Origin of the sequence: Subtercola sp. Z020 (assembly GCF_002931235.1) — a bacterium.
Lineage (GTDB): Bacteria > Actinomycetota > Actinomycetes > Actinomycetales > Microbacteriaceae > Subtercola.
Map to the genome: position 1 here is coordinate 1 of NZ_PSTT01000115.1, position 15,256 is coordinate 15,256.

16 protein-coding genes and 1 pseudogene are annotated in these 15,256 nt (G+C 70.4%); 10 read left to right on the forward strand and 7 right to left on the reverse strand.

Annotated elements, in window-relative coordinates; genetic code table 11:
• Window positions 1-33 precede the first annotated feature (33 nt).
• Window positions 34-1,062 (reverse strand): SDR family oxidoreductase, encoded by a 1,029-nt coding sequence (locus tag C5B96_RS14850; protein WP_233189229.1) that lies wholly within the window; start codon window positions 1,060-1,062, stop codon window positions 34-36.
• The gene (locus C5B96_RS14855) at window positions 1,059-1,619 is read right to left on the reverse strand and encodes a TIGR03086 family metal-binding protein (RefSeq protein WP_233189230.1); all 561 of its coding nucleotides are present in this window, start codon (window positions 1,617-1,619) and stop codon (window positions 1,059-1,061) included. The genes C5B96_RS14850 and C5B96_RS14855 overlap by 4 nt, the downstream gene beginning before the upstream one ends.
• 66 nt (window positions 1,620-1,685) lie before the next feature.
• Here C5B96_RS14855 and C5B96_RS14860 point away from each other — a divergent pair, with 66 nt between their 5' ends.
• Complete coding sequence (locus tag C5B96_RS14860) at window positions 1,686-2,189, forward strand: GNAT family N-acetyltransferase (RefSeq protein ID WP_104246139.1); 504 nt, start codon at window positions 1,686-1,688, stop codon at window positions 2,187-2,189.
• A 96-nt stretch (window positions 2,190-2,285) separates the two neighbouring features.
• Entirely contained in the window at window positions 2,286-2,789 is a 504-nt protein-coding gene (locus C5B96_RS14865) for a DUF427 domain-containing protein (protein WP_104246140.1), read from the forward strand.
• 33 nt (window positions 2,790-2,822) lie between these two features.
• On the opposite strand, the gene C5B96_RS14870 is transcribed toward C5B96_RS14865, so the two are convergent.
• On the reverse strand, window positions 2,823-3,524 hold the full coding sequence (locus tag C5B96_RS14870; RefSeq protein ID WP_104246141.1) for a GntR family transcriptional regulator: 702 nt from the start codon (window positions 3,522-3,524) through the stop codon (window positions 2,823-2,825).
• A gap of 80 nt (window positions 3,525-3,604) precedes the next feature.
• On the opposite strand from C5B96_RS14870, the gene C5B96_RS14875 reads away from it, so the two are divergent.
• The 5 genes from C5B96_RS14875 (at window position 3,605) to C5B96_RS14895 (ending at window position 8,670) form a co-directional block, all read left to right on the forward strand.
• Window positions 3,605-4,879 (forward strand): MFS transporter, encoded by a 1,275-nt coding sequence (locus C5B96_RS14875; protein ID WP_233189231.1) that lies wholly within the window; start codon window positions 3,605-3,607, stop codon window positions 4,877-4,879.
• Window positions 4,880-4,943: 64 nt separating this feature from the next.
• A complete protein-coding gene (locus tag C5B96_RS14880; protein ID WP_104246142.1) occupies window positions 4,944-6,026 on the forward strand; it encodes a type III polyketide synthase in 1,083 nt (360 codons plus the stop codon).
• Window positions 6,026-6,559 (forward strand): isoprenylcysteine carboxyl methyltransferase family protein, encoded by a 534-nt coding sequence (locus tag C5B96_RS14885; protein WP_104246143.1) that lies wholly within the window; start codon window positions 6,026-6,028, stop codon window positions 6,557-6,559. Before C5B96_RS14880 ends, C5B96_RS14885 begins: the two co-directional genes overlap by 1 nt.
• 46 nt (window positions 6,560-6,605) lie before the next feature.
• Complete coding sequence (locus C5B96_RS14890) at window positions 6,606-7,670, forward strand: NAD(P)/FAD-dependent oxidoreductase (protein WP_369826488.1); 1,065 nt, start codon at window positions 6,606-6,608, stop codon at window positions 7,668-7,670.
• A 70-nt stretch (window positions 7,671-7,740) separates the two neighbouring features.
• Window positions 7,741-8,670, forward strand: coding sequence for an oxygenase MpaB family protein (locus C5B96_RS14895; RefSeq protein WP_233189232.1), 930 nt, complete (start codon window positions 7,741-7,743; stop codon window positions 8,668-8,670).
• On the opposite strand, the gene C5B96_RS14900 is transcribed toward C5B96_RS14895, so the two are convergent.
• The 4 genes and pseudogenes from C5B96_RS14900 to C5B96_RS18140 all read right to left on the reverse strand — a co-directional run.
• Window positions 8,667-8,903 (reverse strand): hypothetical protein, encoded by a 237-nt coding sequence (locus C5B96_RS14900; RefSeq protein WP_104246146.1) that lies wholly within the window; start codon window positions 8,901-8,903, stop codon window positions 8,667-8,669. The genes C5B96_RS14895 and C5B96_RS14900 overlap by 4 nt on opposite strands.
• An 8-nt stretch (window positions 8,904-8,911) precedes the next feature.
• Window positions 8,912-9,916, reverse strand: coding sequence for an aldo/keto reductase family protein (locus C5B96_RS14905; protein ID WP_104246147.1), 1,005 nt, complete (start codon window positions 9,914-9,916; stop codon window positions 8,912-8,914).
• 17 nt (window positions 9,917-9,933) lie between these two features.
• Complete coding sequence (locus tag C5B96_RS14910; RefSeq protein WP_104246148.1) at window positions 9,934-11,985, reverse strand: bifunctional lysylphosphatidylglycerol flippase/synthetase MprF; 2,052 nt, start codon at window positions 11,983-11,985, stop codon at window positions 9,934-9,936.
• Between the two features lie 374 nt (window positions 11,986-12,359).
• A pseudogene (locus tag C5B96_RS18140) lies at window positions 12,360-12,770 on the reverse strand (DedA family protein); the annotation flags it as partial.
• Window positions 12,771-12,874: 104 nt separating this feature from the next.
• Here C5B96_RS18140 and C5B96_RS14920 point away from each other — a divergent pair.
• From C5B96_RS14920 to C5B96_RS14930, 3 genes are all read left to right on the forward strand, one after another.
• Window positions 12,875-13,144 (forward strand): hypothetical protein, encoded by a 270-nt coding sequence (locus tag C5B96_RS14920; RefSeq protein ID WP_104246150.1) that lies wholly within the window; start codon window positions 12,875-12,877, stop codon window positions 13,142-13,144.
• 91 nt (window positions 13,145-13,235) lie between these two features.
• Entirely contained in the window at window positions 13,236-14,873 is a 1,638-nt protein-coding gene (locus C5B96_RS14925; RefSeq protein ID WP_104246151.1) for an ABC-F family ATP-binding cassette domain-containing protein, read from the forward strand.
• A partial coding sequence (locus C5B96_RS14930) for a DUF1697 domain-containing protein (protein WP_158507200.1) occupies window positions 14,870-15,256 on the forward strand: 387 nt, incomplete at its 3' end. The genes C5B96_RS14925 and C5B96_RS14930, both read left to right, overlap by 4 nt.

The window sequence follows — 15,256 nt, forward strand, 5'->3', positions numbered from 1 at the left end:
CGCCGAGCCCGCCCCCACCGAGCCGGCCCGCGGTCAGTCCCGCGGGAACAGCACGCCCGTCAGCTCCTCCGACACCGCCCACAGCCGCCGCGCGGCCCGCTCGTTCTCGGCACGCTTCGCGACGTGCGCGAACCCCGGCAGTCCGGAGAGCTCCAGGAGCCCCGACGGCCCGAAGTAGTCGCCGCCCAGCGCATCGGGAGTGGTCGCCGCGAACAGCGCGGGCAGTGCGCCCTCTGCCGCCGACTGCGCGAACCCCGGCAGGGCCGTGACGCGGTCGAGCATCCGTCGTGGGCGGGCCCGCCCGAGGTTCGGCCCCGACGACTGCAGGTTGGTGCGGCTGAACCCCGGGTGCGCGGCCACGCTCGTGATCTGCCAGCCGAGCGCCCCGCTCCGGCGCGCGAACTCCTTCGCGAACACCAGGTTCGCGAGTTTCGACTGGCCGTACGCCGCCCAGGCGTTGTAGCGGTGCTCCCGCTGCAGATCGTCGAAGTCGAGCCTGCCCGCCCAGTGCGCTCCGCTCGACAGCGTCACGACCCGCGGTGCGTCGGCCCGCAGCAGCAGCGGCATGAGCCGGCCGGTGATCGCGAAGTGCCCGAGATGGTTGGTGCCGAACTGCAGTTCGAAGCCGTCGTCGGTGAGGGTGCGGCGGGGCACCGCCATGACGCCCGCGTTGTTGACGAGAAGGTCGAGGGGATGCCCGGCGGCCGAGTAGTCGTCGGCGAACCTCTCGATCGAGCGGAGGTCGGCCAGGTCGAGCGACGCCAGACGGATCTCACCCGCGCGGCCGGCACCCCGGGCATCCGGAGCCGCCTGCAGCAGCGCACGCAGCCGGCTCGCGGCATCCACGCCCTTCTGCCGCGATCTCGCCGTGATCGTGACCTCTGCACCGGCCGCGGCCAGCCGCAGCGCCGTCTCGAAGCCGAGGCCCGAGTTGCCGCCGGTCACAAGGGCGCGTCGCCCGCCGAGATCGGGCAGGGCGATGTCGAAACGCAGCGCGGGGCGCGCGCCGGCGAGTGGATGCCCGGAGGCACCCGTGCCGGCCGGCGCGCCGTTCTCGCTCACACCCGGTCGTCCCTCCCGGTCAGCGCCAGCAGGCGCGACTGCAGTGGTGCATCGTCGGCGACGGGCACGGGGGAGGCGAACAGGCCGCTCGCCTCGAGAGTCTCCTTCTGTGGTTCGAACACGGTGTAGACCGCCTCGACCAGTTCGGCATCCAGAAGGTCGCTCGTCTGCGTGGCGCGGGCGAGGTCCCACGTGTGGATCGTCACGTCGGAGACCTGTTCGCGCAGGTACTCGTGCGCCGGGATCGTGCCGTACGAGACGTGCACCGGCGCGTCGGCGTCGACGTGCGCCCAGGCCTCGGCTGCGGCACGCGAGTAGCGCTGCCAGTCTGCGGCGAGGTCGCGGCCGAGGCGCTGGATGAGCGGCTGCGCCTCGCGCACCGTCTTGCCCTCGAGCAGCAGCGGCACCCACTGCTGCTCTTCGATGACGTGCTGCACCAGCTGGTGTGTGTTCCAGTCCGTGTCGGGGGTGGGCGCCGACCAGTCGGTCACAGCGGCCAGCCGCCGGGCGAACTCGGCGTGCGCGGTGTCGTGGAGGCTCATCCAGTCGAGGGTCACAGTGTCTCCTTCTCTCTCAAGGGTAAAGCCCGTGGCCGCGCCCGGCATTCCGTGTAGCGTCGGGTCGTGACCGTACGCACCCGTGACATCCGACCGGATGACCTGCCGGCCCTCCTCGCCCTGAACAACGCCGCCGTTCCGGCCGTGAACGCGCTCGACGCCGAGGCGCTCGCAGCGATCGTCGCCCAGAGTCGCGTGGCGATCGTGGTCGAGGCTGACGCCGATGACGCGGCCGACCCGCTCGGCTTCGTGCTCGCCCTCGCTCCGGGCGCCGACTACGACAGCGAGAACTACCGGTGGTTCCAGGCGCGCTCGGCCGACTTTCTCTACGTCGATCGCATCGTGATCGGCGCGGGCTGGCGGAGCAGAGGGCTCGGCCCGGTGCTCTACGAGGTGGTGCTGCAGGTGGCCAGAGCGGATGCCCGTGCCGAGGTGTTCTGCGAAGTCAACCTCGAACCGCCGAACCCGGGCTCGCTCGCGTTCCATCGCCGGCTCGGTTTCGAGGAGGTCGGGCGGCAGAGCACGAAGGGTGGATCGGTGGTGGTCTCCCTGCTCGCCCTGTCGGTGTAGCCGCCCTGTCGGTGTAGCCGCCCTGTCGGTCTAGCCGCCCGGTCGGTTCAGTTCACTGTCGCCCCGGCGCCCAGCCCGGGCGCCTACACTCGTCGCATGCATCCTCCGAAAGCAGAGCGAACCGTACCGGGCCCCGGCCAGGAATCCGTCTGGGACTATCCGAGGCCGCCGAGGGTCGAACGAAGTGGCGAGCGCATCGTGATCACCCTCGGGGGAGAGACGATCCTCGACACGACCGACGCGGTGCGGGTGCTCGAGACGAGCCATCCGCCGGTCTACTACCTGCCCCGCAGCGCGTTCGCCGACGGCGCGCTGACCGACGCCCGGGGTTCGTCGTTCTGCGAGTTCAAGGGGCTCGCGGGCTACCTCAGCGTGCACGGCGGAGACGCGACGGCCGAGTCGGCCGCCTGGTACTACCCGAACCCGTCGAAGGGTTTCGGGCTGCTCGACGACCGCGTGGCCGTCTATCCCGCCCGCATGGATTCGTGCACGGTCGACGGTGAGACGGTCGTCAGCCAGGAGGGCGACTTCTACGGCGGCTGGATCACCTCCCGCGTCGTCGGCCCGTTCAAGGGAGCTCCGGGCACCCTCGGCTGGTAGTCACCGGCTGAGGCGATCACCGGCCGGGGGTGATCACCGGCCGGGGGCAATCACCTCGTAGCCGCGGGCGCGGAGCGATCTCGACCGCTCCTCGTCGAGCGAGAGTACCAACCGTTCGCGGGTGCGCTCGATGTGCGCCACCACGAGCCGTGCGGCCTCATCGCCGGCTCGCCGCCGCAGGGCCTCCACGATGGCGCGGTGTTCGTCGATCGCCCGCACGCGGGACTCCCGGGTGCGCACCTCGAGCCACCGGGTTCGGGCGAGTCGTGTCAGGGAGCTCACCGCCGAAGCCACCATGAACGGGTTGCCGCTGAGACGCACCAGCTCGACGTGGAAGTCGGTGCCCATGCGGTGACCCGCCTCTTCTGACTCGGGCGGGTCGAACGACAGCAGCAGATCGTCGAGCGCATCGATCTGCGCATCGGTCGCCCGGAGGGCCGCCAGCCGCACCGCGGCGGCCTCCACCGCCGACCGGAACTCGAGCTGCGCCTCGACCTCGCCGAGATCGATGGGCGAGACTCTCCACCCCCGACCGTCGCGCTGCATCAGGCCCTCGCCCTCGAGCCTCGTCAGGGCCGCCCGCACGGGTGTTCGCGACGCCGCCAGCTCGGCCTCCAGCCCCCGCTCCGTGAGGCGAGCGCCGGGTGTCACAGCGAGCGAGAGGATGCTCTGCCGCAGGCGCTCGTAGATGAGTTCCGTCTGCGAGGTCTGCGAGGTCTGCGGAGTCTGCGTCATACTTCCAACTCTAGTTGGTTTCGGTATACCTTCGTGGTATACCATCGGCTGGAGAGGGCACGAACGACGACAGGAGCACCGTGAGCGACATCCGAACGACCAGCGCGCTGGGGAGGCGCCCCTGGTTCATGCTGGCCCTGGGTCTGCTGGCTCAGGTCGCCGGCACGATCGCCGTGACCACGCCCGCCTTTCTGGTGCCCCTGCTGAACAGCGAACGGGGCCTGTCGCTGGCGCAGGCGGGCCTGCTGGTCGCCGCACCGTCTGTCGGCATGGTCATCACCCTGATCGCCTGGGGCGCGCTCGCCGACCGCATCGGTGAGCACTGGGTGATCGGTGCCGGTCTCGCGGTGGCCGCCGCGGCCGGGCTCGGTGCGCTGCTGTCGGGTGATCTCGTCTCGACAGGCCTGTTCTTCCTGCTGGGCGGCATGGGAGCGGCCAGCGCGAACGCCGCCGGCGGTCGCCTGGTGGTGGGCTGGTTCCCGCCGCATCGGCGAGGGCTCGCGATGGGCATCCGGCAGATGGCGCAGCCCCTCGGGGTGGCCGTCGCGGCCGTCACCGTGCCCCCGCTCGCGGCCGCCGGAGGGCTGCCGGCCGCCCTCACCTTCTCGTTCGTGGTGGTGGTCGTCGCGGCGGCTGCGGCGTTGCTGTTCATCGTGGATCCGCCCCGAAAGCCGAAGGCTGCGGGTGGGCCGGGAACGCCGTCTGCCAACCCGTACCGGGCGAGTTCCCTGCTCTGGCAGATCCACGCCGTCTCCGTGCTGCTCGTCGTGCCGCAGTTCGTGGTCTCCACCTTCGCGCTCGTCTGGCTGATCAACTCCGAGGGCTGGCAGCCTCTCGCGGCCGGCGTCGTCGTCGGCGTCGCGCAGTTCGTCGGTGCGATCGGCCGCATCGTGGTCGGGGTGGTCTCCGATCGGGTGGGCAGCCGGATGCTCCCCCTGCGTGTCGTGGCCGCGCTCGCGACCGTGGTGATGATCGTGCTGGCCCTGACCGACTGGCTCGCCCTGTCGGGGCTCGCAGCGGTCGCGATCGTGGTCGCCTCGGCGATCACCGTGGCCGACAACGGCCTCGCCTTCACGGCCGTGGCCGAGATCGCCGGGAGCCGCTGGTCGGGGCGGGCCCTGGGCGCACAGAACACCGCGCAGTTCCTCGCCGCCGCCGCCACCGCGCCGCTGGTGGGGCTGCTGATCGGCACCGTCGGCTTCGCGGCCTCGTTCGCGATCACCGCTGCCCTGCCGCTGGTGGCGCTGCCGCTAATCCCGAGTCGGGACACGGAGCGCAGGGTCGACCCTGCACTGCCTGTGCCGACCCCGTCGCGTAGCGGTACGGAACGCACTGCAGGTGCCGAAAAGACTTAGCACCCCGGCAGGCAGAACGACAGCCCTGCAATTCGACGTCGGTCCCTCGTGGTAGCGTGCAAAAATGCCTCGAATCTCGGGAGTTTCCGCAGCCTTCCCCCCGCATTCCTACTCCCAGCCCGAGATCACCGAACTCCTCGGTCCGCTCATCACCTCCGACCCGCAGAAGCGGGCGCTGCTGAACCGGTTGCACGCGAACAGCAGGGTCGACAGGCGCCATCTGGTCATGCCGTTCGAGTGGTACCGGGACAGCAGCCTGAACTTCACCCTGACCAACAACCTGTTCATCTCCGCGGCCGTCGACCTGGCCGAGGAGGCCGTGATGGTCGCGCTCGAGAAGGCAGCGCTCACCCCCGACGACGTGGACTACATCCTGTTCACGTCCGTCACCGGCATCTCTGCGCCGTCGGTCGACGCTCTGCTCGCCCTCCGCCTGGGGTTTCGCTCCGACGTCAAACGGGTGCCGATGTTCGGTCTCGGCTGCGTCGCAGGGGCGGCAGGCATCGCCCGGCTGAACGACTACCTGCTGGGGCATCCGAACGATGTCGCCCTGCTCATCTCGGTCGAGCTCTGCTCGCTGACCGTGCAACGCGGAGACGATTCGATGGCCAACCTGGTGGCGAGCGGCCTGTTCGGCGACGGAGCGGCCGCCGTCGTGATGGTGGGAGACGAGCGGGCGAAGACGATGGCCGTCACCGGCCCCGACGTGCTCGACTCGCGCAGCAGGCTCTACCCCGGAACAGAGGCCGTTCTCGGGTTCAATCCCGGCGAGAGCGGTTTTCGCATCGTTCTGACCGCGGGTGTGGCCGACGTCATCGACGAGCACTTCGACGCAGACGTGATGGGGTTCCTCGACGAGCATCGACTGGCTGTCGCCGACATCGACGTGTGGATGGCGCATCCGGGCGGGCCGCGGGTGCTGCAGAGTTTCGCGTCGGCGCTCTCGCTGCCCGAGAACGCGCTCGACGTCAGCTGGGAGTCGATGGCCGAGAAGGGCAACATGTCGTCGGCATCCATCCTGCACGTGCTGAGCCTCACGCTCGACGACCAGCGCTTCGCGCCCGGCGAGCGGGGCCTGCTCTTCGCGCTCGGCCCGGGTGTGTGTGCCGAGATCGTGCTGTTGCAGTGGCCCGAGACGGTCGGCTGATGCTCCTCTACGCCGCCCTCATCCTGGCGACGGGGGCCGAGCGGGTCGTCGAGCTCTTCGTCTCGAACCGCAACGCCCGCTGGGCCTTCGAGCGCGGGGGCGTCGAGTTCGGTCGCGGCCACTTCCCGTTCATGGTCACGCTCCACACCGGCATGCTGCTGGCCTGCCTCGCCGAGGTCTTCCTGCTCCACCGCGCGTTCGTACCGTGGCTCGGCTGGCCGATGCTCGTGGCCGCCCTCGCCTGCCAGGTGCTGCGGTGGTGGTGTATCGGAACGCTCGGGCGGCGCTGGAACACCCGGGTGATCGTCGTTCCGGGGCTGCCGCTCGTGAGCCGTGGCCCGTACCGGCTGCTGCGGCACCCGAACTACGTCGCCGTCATCGCCGAGGGCATCGCCCTGCCCCTGGTGCACTCGGCGTGGATCACGGCGCTCGTCTTCACCGTGGTCAATCTCGTGCTGCTCTTTCGCTTCCGCATTCCCGTCGAGGAGCGCGCGCTCGCCTTCGGTCTCAGCCAGGCCGCGCAGAAGGTCTGAGCGCGCCGTGCCGACCGGCTCCGCTCCGAACCCTGACGTGCTCGTAGTGGGAGGTGGCCCCGTGGGAATGGCGGCCGCGATCGGCGCTCGGCTCGCCGGGCTGCGGGTGAGTGTTCTCGAGCCGCGGCACGACCCGATCGACAAGGCCTGCGGCGAGGGTCTGATGCCCGGTGCCCTCGCAGAACTCGAACGGCTCGCGGTACGCCCGCACGGGCATCCGATCGCCGGCATCTGCTACCGCGACAGCAGCCACACGGCAGAGCACCGGTTCGCGGGCGGGCCGGGTCGCGGTGTGCGGCGAACAGAGCTCTCGCGCTCCCTGCACGAACGGGCCGGCGAACTGGGGGTGCAGACTCTCGACGGCCGCGTCTCCGGTCTGGTGCAGGATGCCCGGGGCGTCAGCACCACGATCGATCGGGGTGCTGAGATCCGCAGCCGGTGGGTCATCGGATGCGACGGCCTGCACTCGACGGTGCGGCGGCTGGCGGGGCTCGACAGCACCACGCAGGGGAGGGGGCCGCAGGCCGGTCGACGCTACGGCCTCCGACGGCACTACCGACTCGCCCCGTGGAGTGACCTGGTGGAGGTGTTCTGGAGCGACGGCTACGAGGTGTATGTGACGCCTGTTGACGACGAACTCGTGGGAGTGGCGGTGCTCGGGCCGCGAGGGCTGTCCGTCGAGGCGGCGATCGCGGGTGTTCCTGCGCTCGCGGCCCGGTTGGCCGGCGCTCTACCCGACGGCAGCGTGGCCGGGGCCGGTCCGCTCCGGCAGCGGGTGTGGGCGCACGGCTCCGGCCGGGTGCTGCTCGCGGGGGATGCGGCGGGGTACCTCGACGCGCTGACGGGCGAAGGGATGCGGATCGGGTTCGCGCAGGCCGCCGCCGCCGTGCGGGTGATCGCGGGGGCACCCGACGGAGCGACCGATCTGCGGATCGGGCCACGAGCGGCGGCGGACTACGAGCGGCAGTGGCGGCGGGCATCCGGAACCGCCAACCGGTTCACCGGCGCGCTGCTCGCCGCCTCACGATCGCCGCTCCGCCGCGCCATCGTGCCGGTGGCCGAACGGTTTCCGGTCGTCTTCCGCACGGCGGTCGAGGTGATCGCGCGCTGAGTGCAAAGCAGGCTGCGCGTCGAACGTCAAGGGTGCGGGCGGCAGCGCGGGGGCGGGAGAGACTGAGGGGGTGAGCATTTTTCCTGAAGCCATGCGCAACCGCCTGCGATCGACCTTCACCAACCAGGCCGAGGGCCAGCCCGAATGGGTGCTGAAGCTCGAAGAGGGCAGCGACGCCGGCTTCTTCGCACCGGATTCGGCGACGTGGGCGGTGCACGGTCAGACCGCCACCATCGTGGCGGGTGTTCGCGCCCTGCTGTTGCAGGCGCTGCACCCCGGGGCGATGGCCGGCGTGCACGACTGGTCACGCTACAAGGAAGACCCGCTCGGGCGGCTCGCCGGCACCATCCGCTGGATCTACACGGTCAGCTACGCCGACACCGAGACGGCCATCCAGACCTCGAACTGGGTGTTGAAGCTGCACGAGAAGGTGTACGGCAGCTACCTCGACGCCCAGGGGGTCGAACGCGCCTACTCGGCGAACGATCCCGAGTTGCTCTCCTGGGTGCACCTCGCCTTCACCGACTCGTTCCTCGCGACGGCGAAGCTCTGGAGCGGGCCGATCCCGGGCGGCCCCGACGCCTACGTGCGGGAGTGGGCGAAGGCCGGCGAGCTGATGGGCGTGCCGAATCCGCCGCGCTCGGAGGCCGAGCTGGCGGCGCAGATCCGGGCGTTCTACGACGCCGGGGTGCTGAAGAGCGACGAGCGGGTGGCCGAGGCGGTGCGGTTCATCCGCAGGCCTCCGCTGTCGAAGTCGCTCCTGCCCGGGTACGCGGTGCTCTTCGACGGGGCCGTGTCGTCGATCCCCGGGGTCTACCGCGACATGCTCGGCCTGGCGCCGGCGAAGCTCGGGCCGGTTCCGCTGCCCACCCGGCTGTCGACCCGGCTGGTGCTGAAGGTCGTCGGAGACATGCTCGGGCACGACGAGCCGAGCGCGACGCAGGCGCGAAAGCGCCTGGCGCGCCTGGCGAGCGAGACCGGGACTCCCGCCGCCGCCTAACGGAAGCGCATGGTGGGCGGCAGCGGCTTCGGCGGCTCAGAGAGCTTGCGCACCCGCCTGCGTTCCAGGCGAGCCGACACGATCATCACCAGGGTGAACACGGCGGCGCCGAGCATCACGAAGAGCAGGGGCGTGACGTAGTCGCCGTGCGTCAGGGCGTTCGCGACGGCGGCCACGACGATGACGAACCCGCCCGCCAGGCCGAGCACCGAGAAGCGCAGGGCGCGATCCACGGGATGCCCTAGCCGACCCGCGAGGCCGGCGACGCCGTCTTGGCGGGGTCACGCTCGACGAGGTCGCCGAGGGCGTCGTCGATCGCCGTGAGCACTCCGGCGTCGAGCCGCACACCCGCCGCAGCCACATTCGAGGCGATCTGCTCGGGCTTCGATGCGCCGATGATCGCCGACGCCACGTTGGGGTTCTGCAGCACCCAGGCCACCGCGAGCTGGGCCATGGTCAGCCCGGCCTCGTCGGCGATCGGCTGCAGCTTCTGAACGCGCGTCAGCGTCTCGTCGTCGAGCCAGCGCTTGATGAAGTTCTCGCCGCCCTTGGTGTCGGTCGCGCGCGAGCCCGCGGGAACAGGGGCACCGGGCTTGTACTTGCCGGTCAGGGCGCCACCGGCGATCGGCGACCAGACGATCTGCGAGATGCCGACCTCCTCGGAGGCCGGCACCACGGCTTCCTCGATGACCCGCCACAGCATGGAGTACTGAGGCTGGTTCGAGACGAACGGGAAGCCGAGCCGGTGCGCGTAGACCGAGGCCTCGCGAATCTGCGGCGCCGTCCACTCGCTGACCCCGATGTAGAGCGCCTTGCCGGCCCGCACGATGTCGGCGAAGGCCGTCATCGTCTCCTCGAGCGGAGTCTCGTAGTCGAAGCGGTGGGCCTGGTACAGGTCGACGTAGTCCGTGCGCAGGCGGCGGAGCGACCCGTCGATCGACTCCATCATGTGCTTGCGCGAGAGGCCGGTGTCGTTCGGCCCCTTCGGCCCGGTCGGAAAGTAGACCTTCGTGAAGATCTCGAGCGACGACCGCCGCTCGTGCTTCAGGGCCTTGCCGAGAACCTTCTCTGCCAGAGTGTTGGCGTAGACGTCGGCGGTGTCGAAGGTCGTGATCCCGGCATCCAGAGCCGCACGCACGCTCTGGATCGCCACCTCGTTCTCGACCTGCGAGCCGTGGGTGAGCCAATTGCCGTAGGTGATCTCCGAGACCTTGAGACCACTGTTGCCGAGATACCTGAATTCCATGCTCTCAGGTTAGCCGGTCAGCGCTGCAGACCCATCTTCGCGATGCCCAGCAGGGACTCGTGCGGGAGGAAGGCGCGGGTCAGGGCGAGGGCGATCTTCGGCAGGTCGCCCTCGTCGCGGTACAGCAGGCTCATCCGCTCGTACCGCGGGTTGAACTTCGTCTTGAAGTTGTGCAGCGACTGGAACCCGTAGAGCGGCTCGAGCACCTTGCCGAGCGAGTCGAGCACGGCGTCGATTCCGCTGGCCTCGTAGCCCGCGGCGTGGGCGAGCGGCGCCCCCGACAGCGACACGAACAGAGCGCCCTCGGCCTGGAAGTGCAGGGCCGAGGCGGCGATCAGGTACTCGATCACCGGGCGGAACGAGCCGTCGTCGCGGCGACGCATCAGGTCGAGCGTCCACCCGCGAACGGTGTCGTCGGCTCCGAAGACAGGCAGCCACGAGAGCAGGCCCTGCACGGTGCCCGATTCATCGAGCGCGAGCGCGGTCTTCACGTGTGGGTCGAGCGCCTCATCCACCCCGCCGAGCGTGAACCCCATCTCGGGCAGGGCCTTGTCGCCCACCCACTCCTCGGAGATCGCCCGCACCTGCGACACGATCTCCCAGGGTTCGTCGGCGAGCACCGTCATGCGGAAGGTGATCTTCTCGCGCTCGGCCCTGTTCAGGGCTGAGCGGATGGCCTGCCACTTCTTGCCGGTCATCTCGAGCGTGGGCAGGTCGATGATCGTGTCTTCGGCCACCTGCAGGTGCGTCCAGCCCTCGGGGGCGACGGCGAGCGTGGCGTCGGAGACGGAGAAGAAGCAGGGCGCCAGTCCGATGCGCTCGCACTCGGCGACCCACTCCGCGATCGTCTCACCGAGCTTCTCGGCCGGGCCGATCGGGTCGCCGAGCGCGAGCGCGACGCCCGAGCGGCGCTGGTAGGCCACGAAGCTCTCCCCGTCGGCGGTCACGAAGTACTGGTTCTCGTTCCACATCGTCATCCACGACAGCGTTCCGCCGCCGTCGGCGGTGAGGATGGCGAGCGGGGTCTTCCTGGCATCCGTCGTCTGCCGCACCACCCGGCGTGACCGGCGCCACGGCACCCGGTAGGCGCCGCGGCCCGCCCAGAGGATCACGAGCACGGCGATCCAGAGCGAGGAGTTCAGCAGGGCCTCGAACAGGCTGGGCGGGAAGTCGACCGCGAGAACGGCGTAGAGCGCGAGCCCGACGAACTCGAGCACGTTGAAGACGCCCAGGATGACGCCGAACACCCAGGGCAGCCGGTGGCCGAGGCGCACACCGTTCGCGATCAGGGCGATGACCACGACGTCGATCGCGACATCCACCCAGGTGCCCGTTCCCGCGGCCGACGACGTGGTCGGGTCGTTCGAGGGCAGAAGGGAGCCGACCGTCTCGACGACGGCGAGGATGACCAGGCTGGCGAAGGCGAGGATGCGCCACTCCCGGGTGCTCGGTCGGCCGGCGCGGGTGCCGCGGGGCTGCACGAACGGGGCGGCGAGCATCACGACCGTGACGCCGATGAAGTGTTCGATGTCGGCCATTGTGCCGATGTAGATGAGCGCGACGGTCACGATCGCGAAGAGCGCGAACCGCAGGCGCAGGCGCCACGGCGCGCGGAGCGTCACGAGCACGGCGGCGAGGCAGGCGAACACCCCGCCCGACGGGCCGACGTCGTACTGTGACGTGAGCTGGCTGGCCCAGTCGCTATCGAACGAGCGCGCGGCGAGCAGGAAGAAGACGGTACCGATCACAGCGGCGACCTGGCCGCCGGCGAAGATGCCGAAGGCCCGGAACGAGCCGAACCGGCGTTCGGCCCAGCCGACCGCCACGATCAGGCCGACGAGGTTCAGGGCGTAGTGGATGGGCAGTTGCGAGAAGAAGGTGCCGGTGATGAGGGTCCACCACTGGCCGTCGAGGAAGGAGGGCAGGCCGTAGGCGATTCCGGTGTACCAGGAGCGGCGCACGATCGGGTCCCACAGGGCGCCGGTGGCGAGCGAGGCGATGAGAAAGACGCCGACGAGGGATGCGGTGAAGGGCGTGCGCCGAACGGCGCGGCCGACGGGGGCGAACACGGTGCCGAGGGCTGCGGCGACTCCGGCGAGGCCCGCGACGCCGGCGGCGGAGGGTGCGCCCTCTGCCGTCTCGGGCAGTCCGGCTGCGGCGGCGAGGGGGGAGAGGCGGCCATCTGCCTCGAAGAGGTCGGTGCTGCTGGTGCTTGTGCTTGTGCTTGTGCTGTTGCTGTTGCTGTTGCTGTTGCCAGGGCAGCCGCGCGCCGCCCTCGGTAGACGACTACCGTCGCGACCACGACGATCGCGACGAGTACGGCGAGCAGCGCCAGCCAGGTGAACTGGTGGATGAGCTGCTCCGCGGCGCGGCCCAGCAGGGTGACGATCAGGGTCACACCACCGGCCCAGACGATGGCGCCGGCCACGTTCGCGACGAGAAAACGCCGGTACGGCATCCGGAGCGTGCCGGCCAGCGGACCGACGAGCACACGGAGGAAGGCGACGAAGCGACCCCCGAACACGGCCAGAGCGCCCCAGCGGTTCATCAGGGCGATGGCGTCGCGGATGCGCTCGGCGCTGAAGTGGTTCGGAAAGCGGCGGGAGGCGACGATGAGCAGTCGCGCCCCGAACCGATGCCCGATGACGTAGCCGATCGAATCACCGAGAACGGCGCCGATCACGGCCGCGACCGCGACGAGCCAGGGCGGGAGCGAGCCCCCGAGGGAGACGAGCGTGCCGGCAACGAGGATGGTCTCGCCGGGCAGGGGCACACCCAGGCTCTCGACAGCCACGAAGGCGAGCACCACCAGCAGCACCGCGATCGGCGGAATGTTCTCGAGCCATTGATCCACGGCAAGCCCCCTCGAAACGCCGCGCAACGCCCAGTCGCCCTGCCGACGGAACTCAGTTTAGGGCTGGCGGTGGGTGGCAGGATGCCGCGGTCTAGGCTTGGCATATGAGCCAAGTGGATGTGGGAATCGTTTCGTACACAGTGTCGGCAGACTTCATTGCCACCGTCGGTGCAGACTTCGACAGCGAGGCGGTCGATGACGCCGTTCTCGCCCAGCTGAACAGCATGGTTCCAGAGGGCGTCGTGGTGCACCGCAACGGGCGCGCCTTCGCCGACGAGAGCGTCGCAGACGAGGCGCGGAACATCGACTGGGCGGCCCTTCTGAAGCGCATCGACGTCGAGCAGATCATGAGCGAGAACCCGCCTCGGCGGTAACCTCTCCTCCCCAGGTCGGCGGCCGGCGGTGGTTTCCCCCGTTGGCGCTCGATCACTCTTCGGTGTCCGGGCCGCCTGCCACACTGGGAGCATGACAGCAACACTCGTCGCCAAAGGACTCTCGGGCGGCCACGGACATCGCACCCTCTTCTCGGGGCTCGACCTCACCGTCGCGCCGGGCGACGTGGTCGGTCTCACGGGCGCCAACGGTGCGGGCAAGACCACCCTGCTGCGGCTGTTGGCGGGCGTCGACCAGCCCCTCGCCGGCGCCGTGTCGCTCTCGCCGCCCGACGCGTTCGTGGGCTGGCTGCCCCAGGAGCACGAGCGCATCCCGGGCGAGAGCATCGCCGGGTACATCGGTCGGCGCACGGGCGCGACGCAGGCGACGCTGGAGATGGAACGCACCTCAGAGCTGCTCGGCTCGGGGTCGGCCGCCGATGCCGACGCGTACTCGGTCGCGCTCGAGCGGTGGCTGGCCACTGGCGCCGCCGATCTGGATGATCGGGTGCCCGCCATGCTGGCCGATCTCGGTCTCGGGCTCGACGTCTCTGTGCCCATGACCGGCCTCTCGGGTGGGCAGGCCGCCCGTGTGGCGCTCGCGGCACTGCTGCTGTCGCGGTTCGACCTCGTGCTGCTCGACGAGCCGACGAACGACCTCGACCTCGATGGGCTCGCCCGGCTGGAGGCGTTCGTGAAGGGGCTGCGCGGGGGAGTGGTGCTCGTCTCCCACGACCGGGAGTTCCTGGCGCGCTGCGTGACGACGGTCGTCGAGCTCGACCTCGCCCAGAACAGCATCGCGGTCTACAACGGTGGCTACGAATCGTTCCTGGAGGAGCGAACGACGGCCCGTCGGCACGCCCGCGAGGAGTACGACGAGTTCGCCGCCAAGAAGGCCGACCTCGTCGGGCGCGCCCGCACCCAGCGGGAGTGGTCGTCGCAGGGCGTGCGCAATGCGATGAAGAAGTCGCCCGACAACGACAAGATCCGTCGTCGCGCCGCCGCGGAGTCGAGCGAGAAGCAGGCGCAGAAGGTGCGCCAGATGGAGAGCCGCATCGCTCGGCTCGACGAGGTCGACGAGCCGCGCAAGGAGTGGCAGCTGCAGTTCACGATCGGCCAGGCGCCCCGCTCGAGCGCGGTGGTGTCGACCCTCAGCGGGGCCGTAGCGACGCAGGGTTCGTTCACGCTCGGGCCGGTGTCGCTGCAGGTCGACGGCGGGGATCGCATCGGCATCACGGGCCCGAACGGGGCGGGCAAGTCGACACTGCTGCGGCTGCTGCTCGGCACGCAGCAGCCGTCGTCGGGCTCGGCCTCCCTCGGCCGCAGTGTGGCGGTGGGCGAGATCGACCAGGCGCGGGGGCTGCTCGCGGGCTCCGCCGTGCTCTTCGAGGCGTTCGCGGCGCACGTGCCCGACCTTCCTCTCGCCGAGGTGCGCACGCTGCTCGCCAAGTTCGGCCTGAAAGCCGACCACGTCGACCGCCCCGTCGACAGTCTCTCGCCGGGCGAGCGCACCCGCGCGGCCCTCGCGCTGCTGCAGGCGCGCGGCGTGAACCTGCTCGTGCTCGACGAGCCGACGAACCACCTCGACCTGCCGGCCATCGAACAGCTCGAGCAGGCCCTCGAGGCCTACGAGGGCACGCTGCTGTTGGTCACCCACGACCGCCGCATGCTCGAGACGGTGACGCTGAACCGGCAGTGGCAGGTGGCGGGCGGGCAGGTGAGCGAGCGGTGAGCCGCGCTGGTGCTGCTGGCGCCGGCTCGGCCGTCGGGTCGCACGAATACGTCGGCCTGGTGCGCGGCATCAACGTCGGTGCGAACAACCGCATCACCATGGCCGATTTTCGCCGCGTGTTCGAACGGCTCGGCTACACCGACGTCGCCACACTCCTCCAGAGCGGCAACGTGGTCTTCGCCTCCGACCGGCTCCTCGGCGCCCCCGACGTCGCCGCCATCGAGTCGGCCTTCGCCGCCGCGGCCGGCTTCCGCGCCTCCTTCGTGGTGCTCTCCGCCGCCCAGTTCGAGGCCACCGTGACCGCCAACCCCCTCCTTCCGCCCGCCACCTGCCACTGCCGGTTCAGCGTCACCGTCTCGAGCATGCGGCGGTCGTGGGTGACC

Coding starts and splice junctions, on each gene's coding strand:
- C5B96_RS14865 (WP_104246140.1), top strand. CDS start 2,286: ATGCATCCTCCGAAAGCAGAGCGAACCGTACCGGGCCCCGGCCAGGAA.
- C5B96_RS14870 (WP_104246141.1), bottom strand. CDS start 3,524: ATGACGCAGACTCCGCAGACCTCGCAGACCTCGCAGACGGAACTCATC.
- C5B96_RS14880 (WP_104246142.1), top strand. CDS start 4,944: ATGCCTCGAATCTCGGGAGTTTCCGCAGCCTTCCCCCCGCATTCCTAC.
- C5B96_RS14885 (WP_104246143.1), top strand. CDS start 6,026: ATGCTCCTCTACGCCGCCCTCATCCTGGCGACGGGGGCCGAGCGGGTC.
- C5B96_RS14905 (WP_104246147.1), bottom strand. CDS start 9,916: ATGGAATTCAGGTATCTCGGCAACAGTGGTCTCAAGGTCTCGGAGATC.
- C5B96_RS14920 (WP_104246150.1), top strand. CDS start 12,875: ATGAGCCAAGTGGATGTGGGAATCGTTTCGTACACAGTGTCGGCAGAC.
- C5B96_RS14925 (WP_104246151.1), top strand. CDS start 13,236: ATGACAGCAACACTCGTCGCCAAAGGACTCTCGGGCGGCCACGGACAT.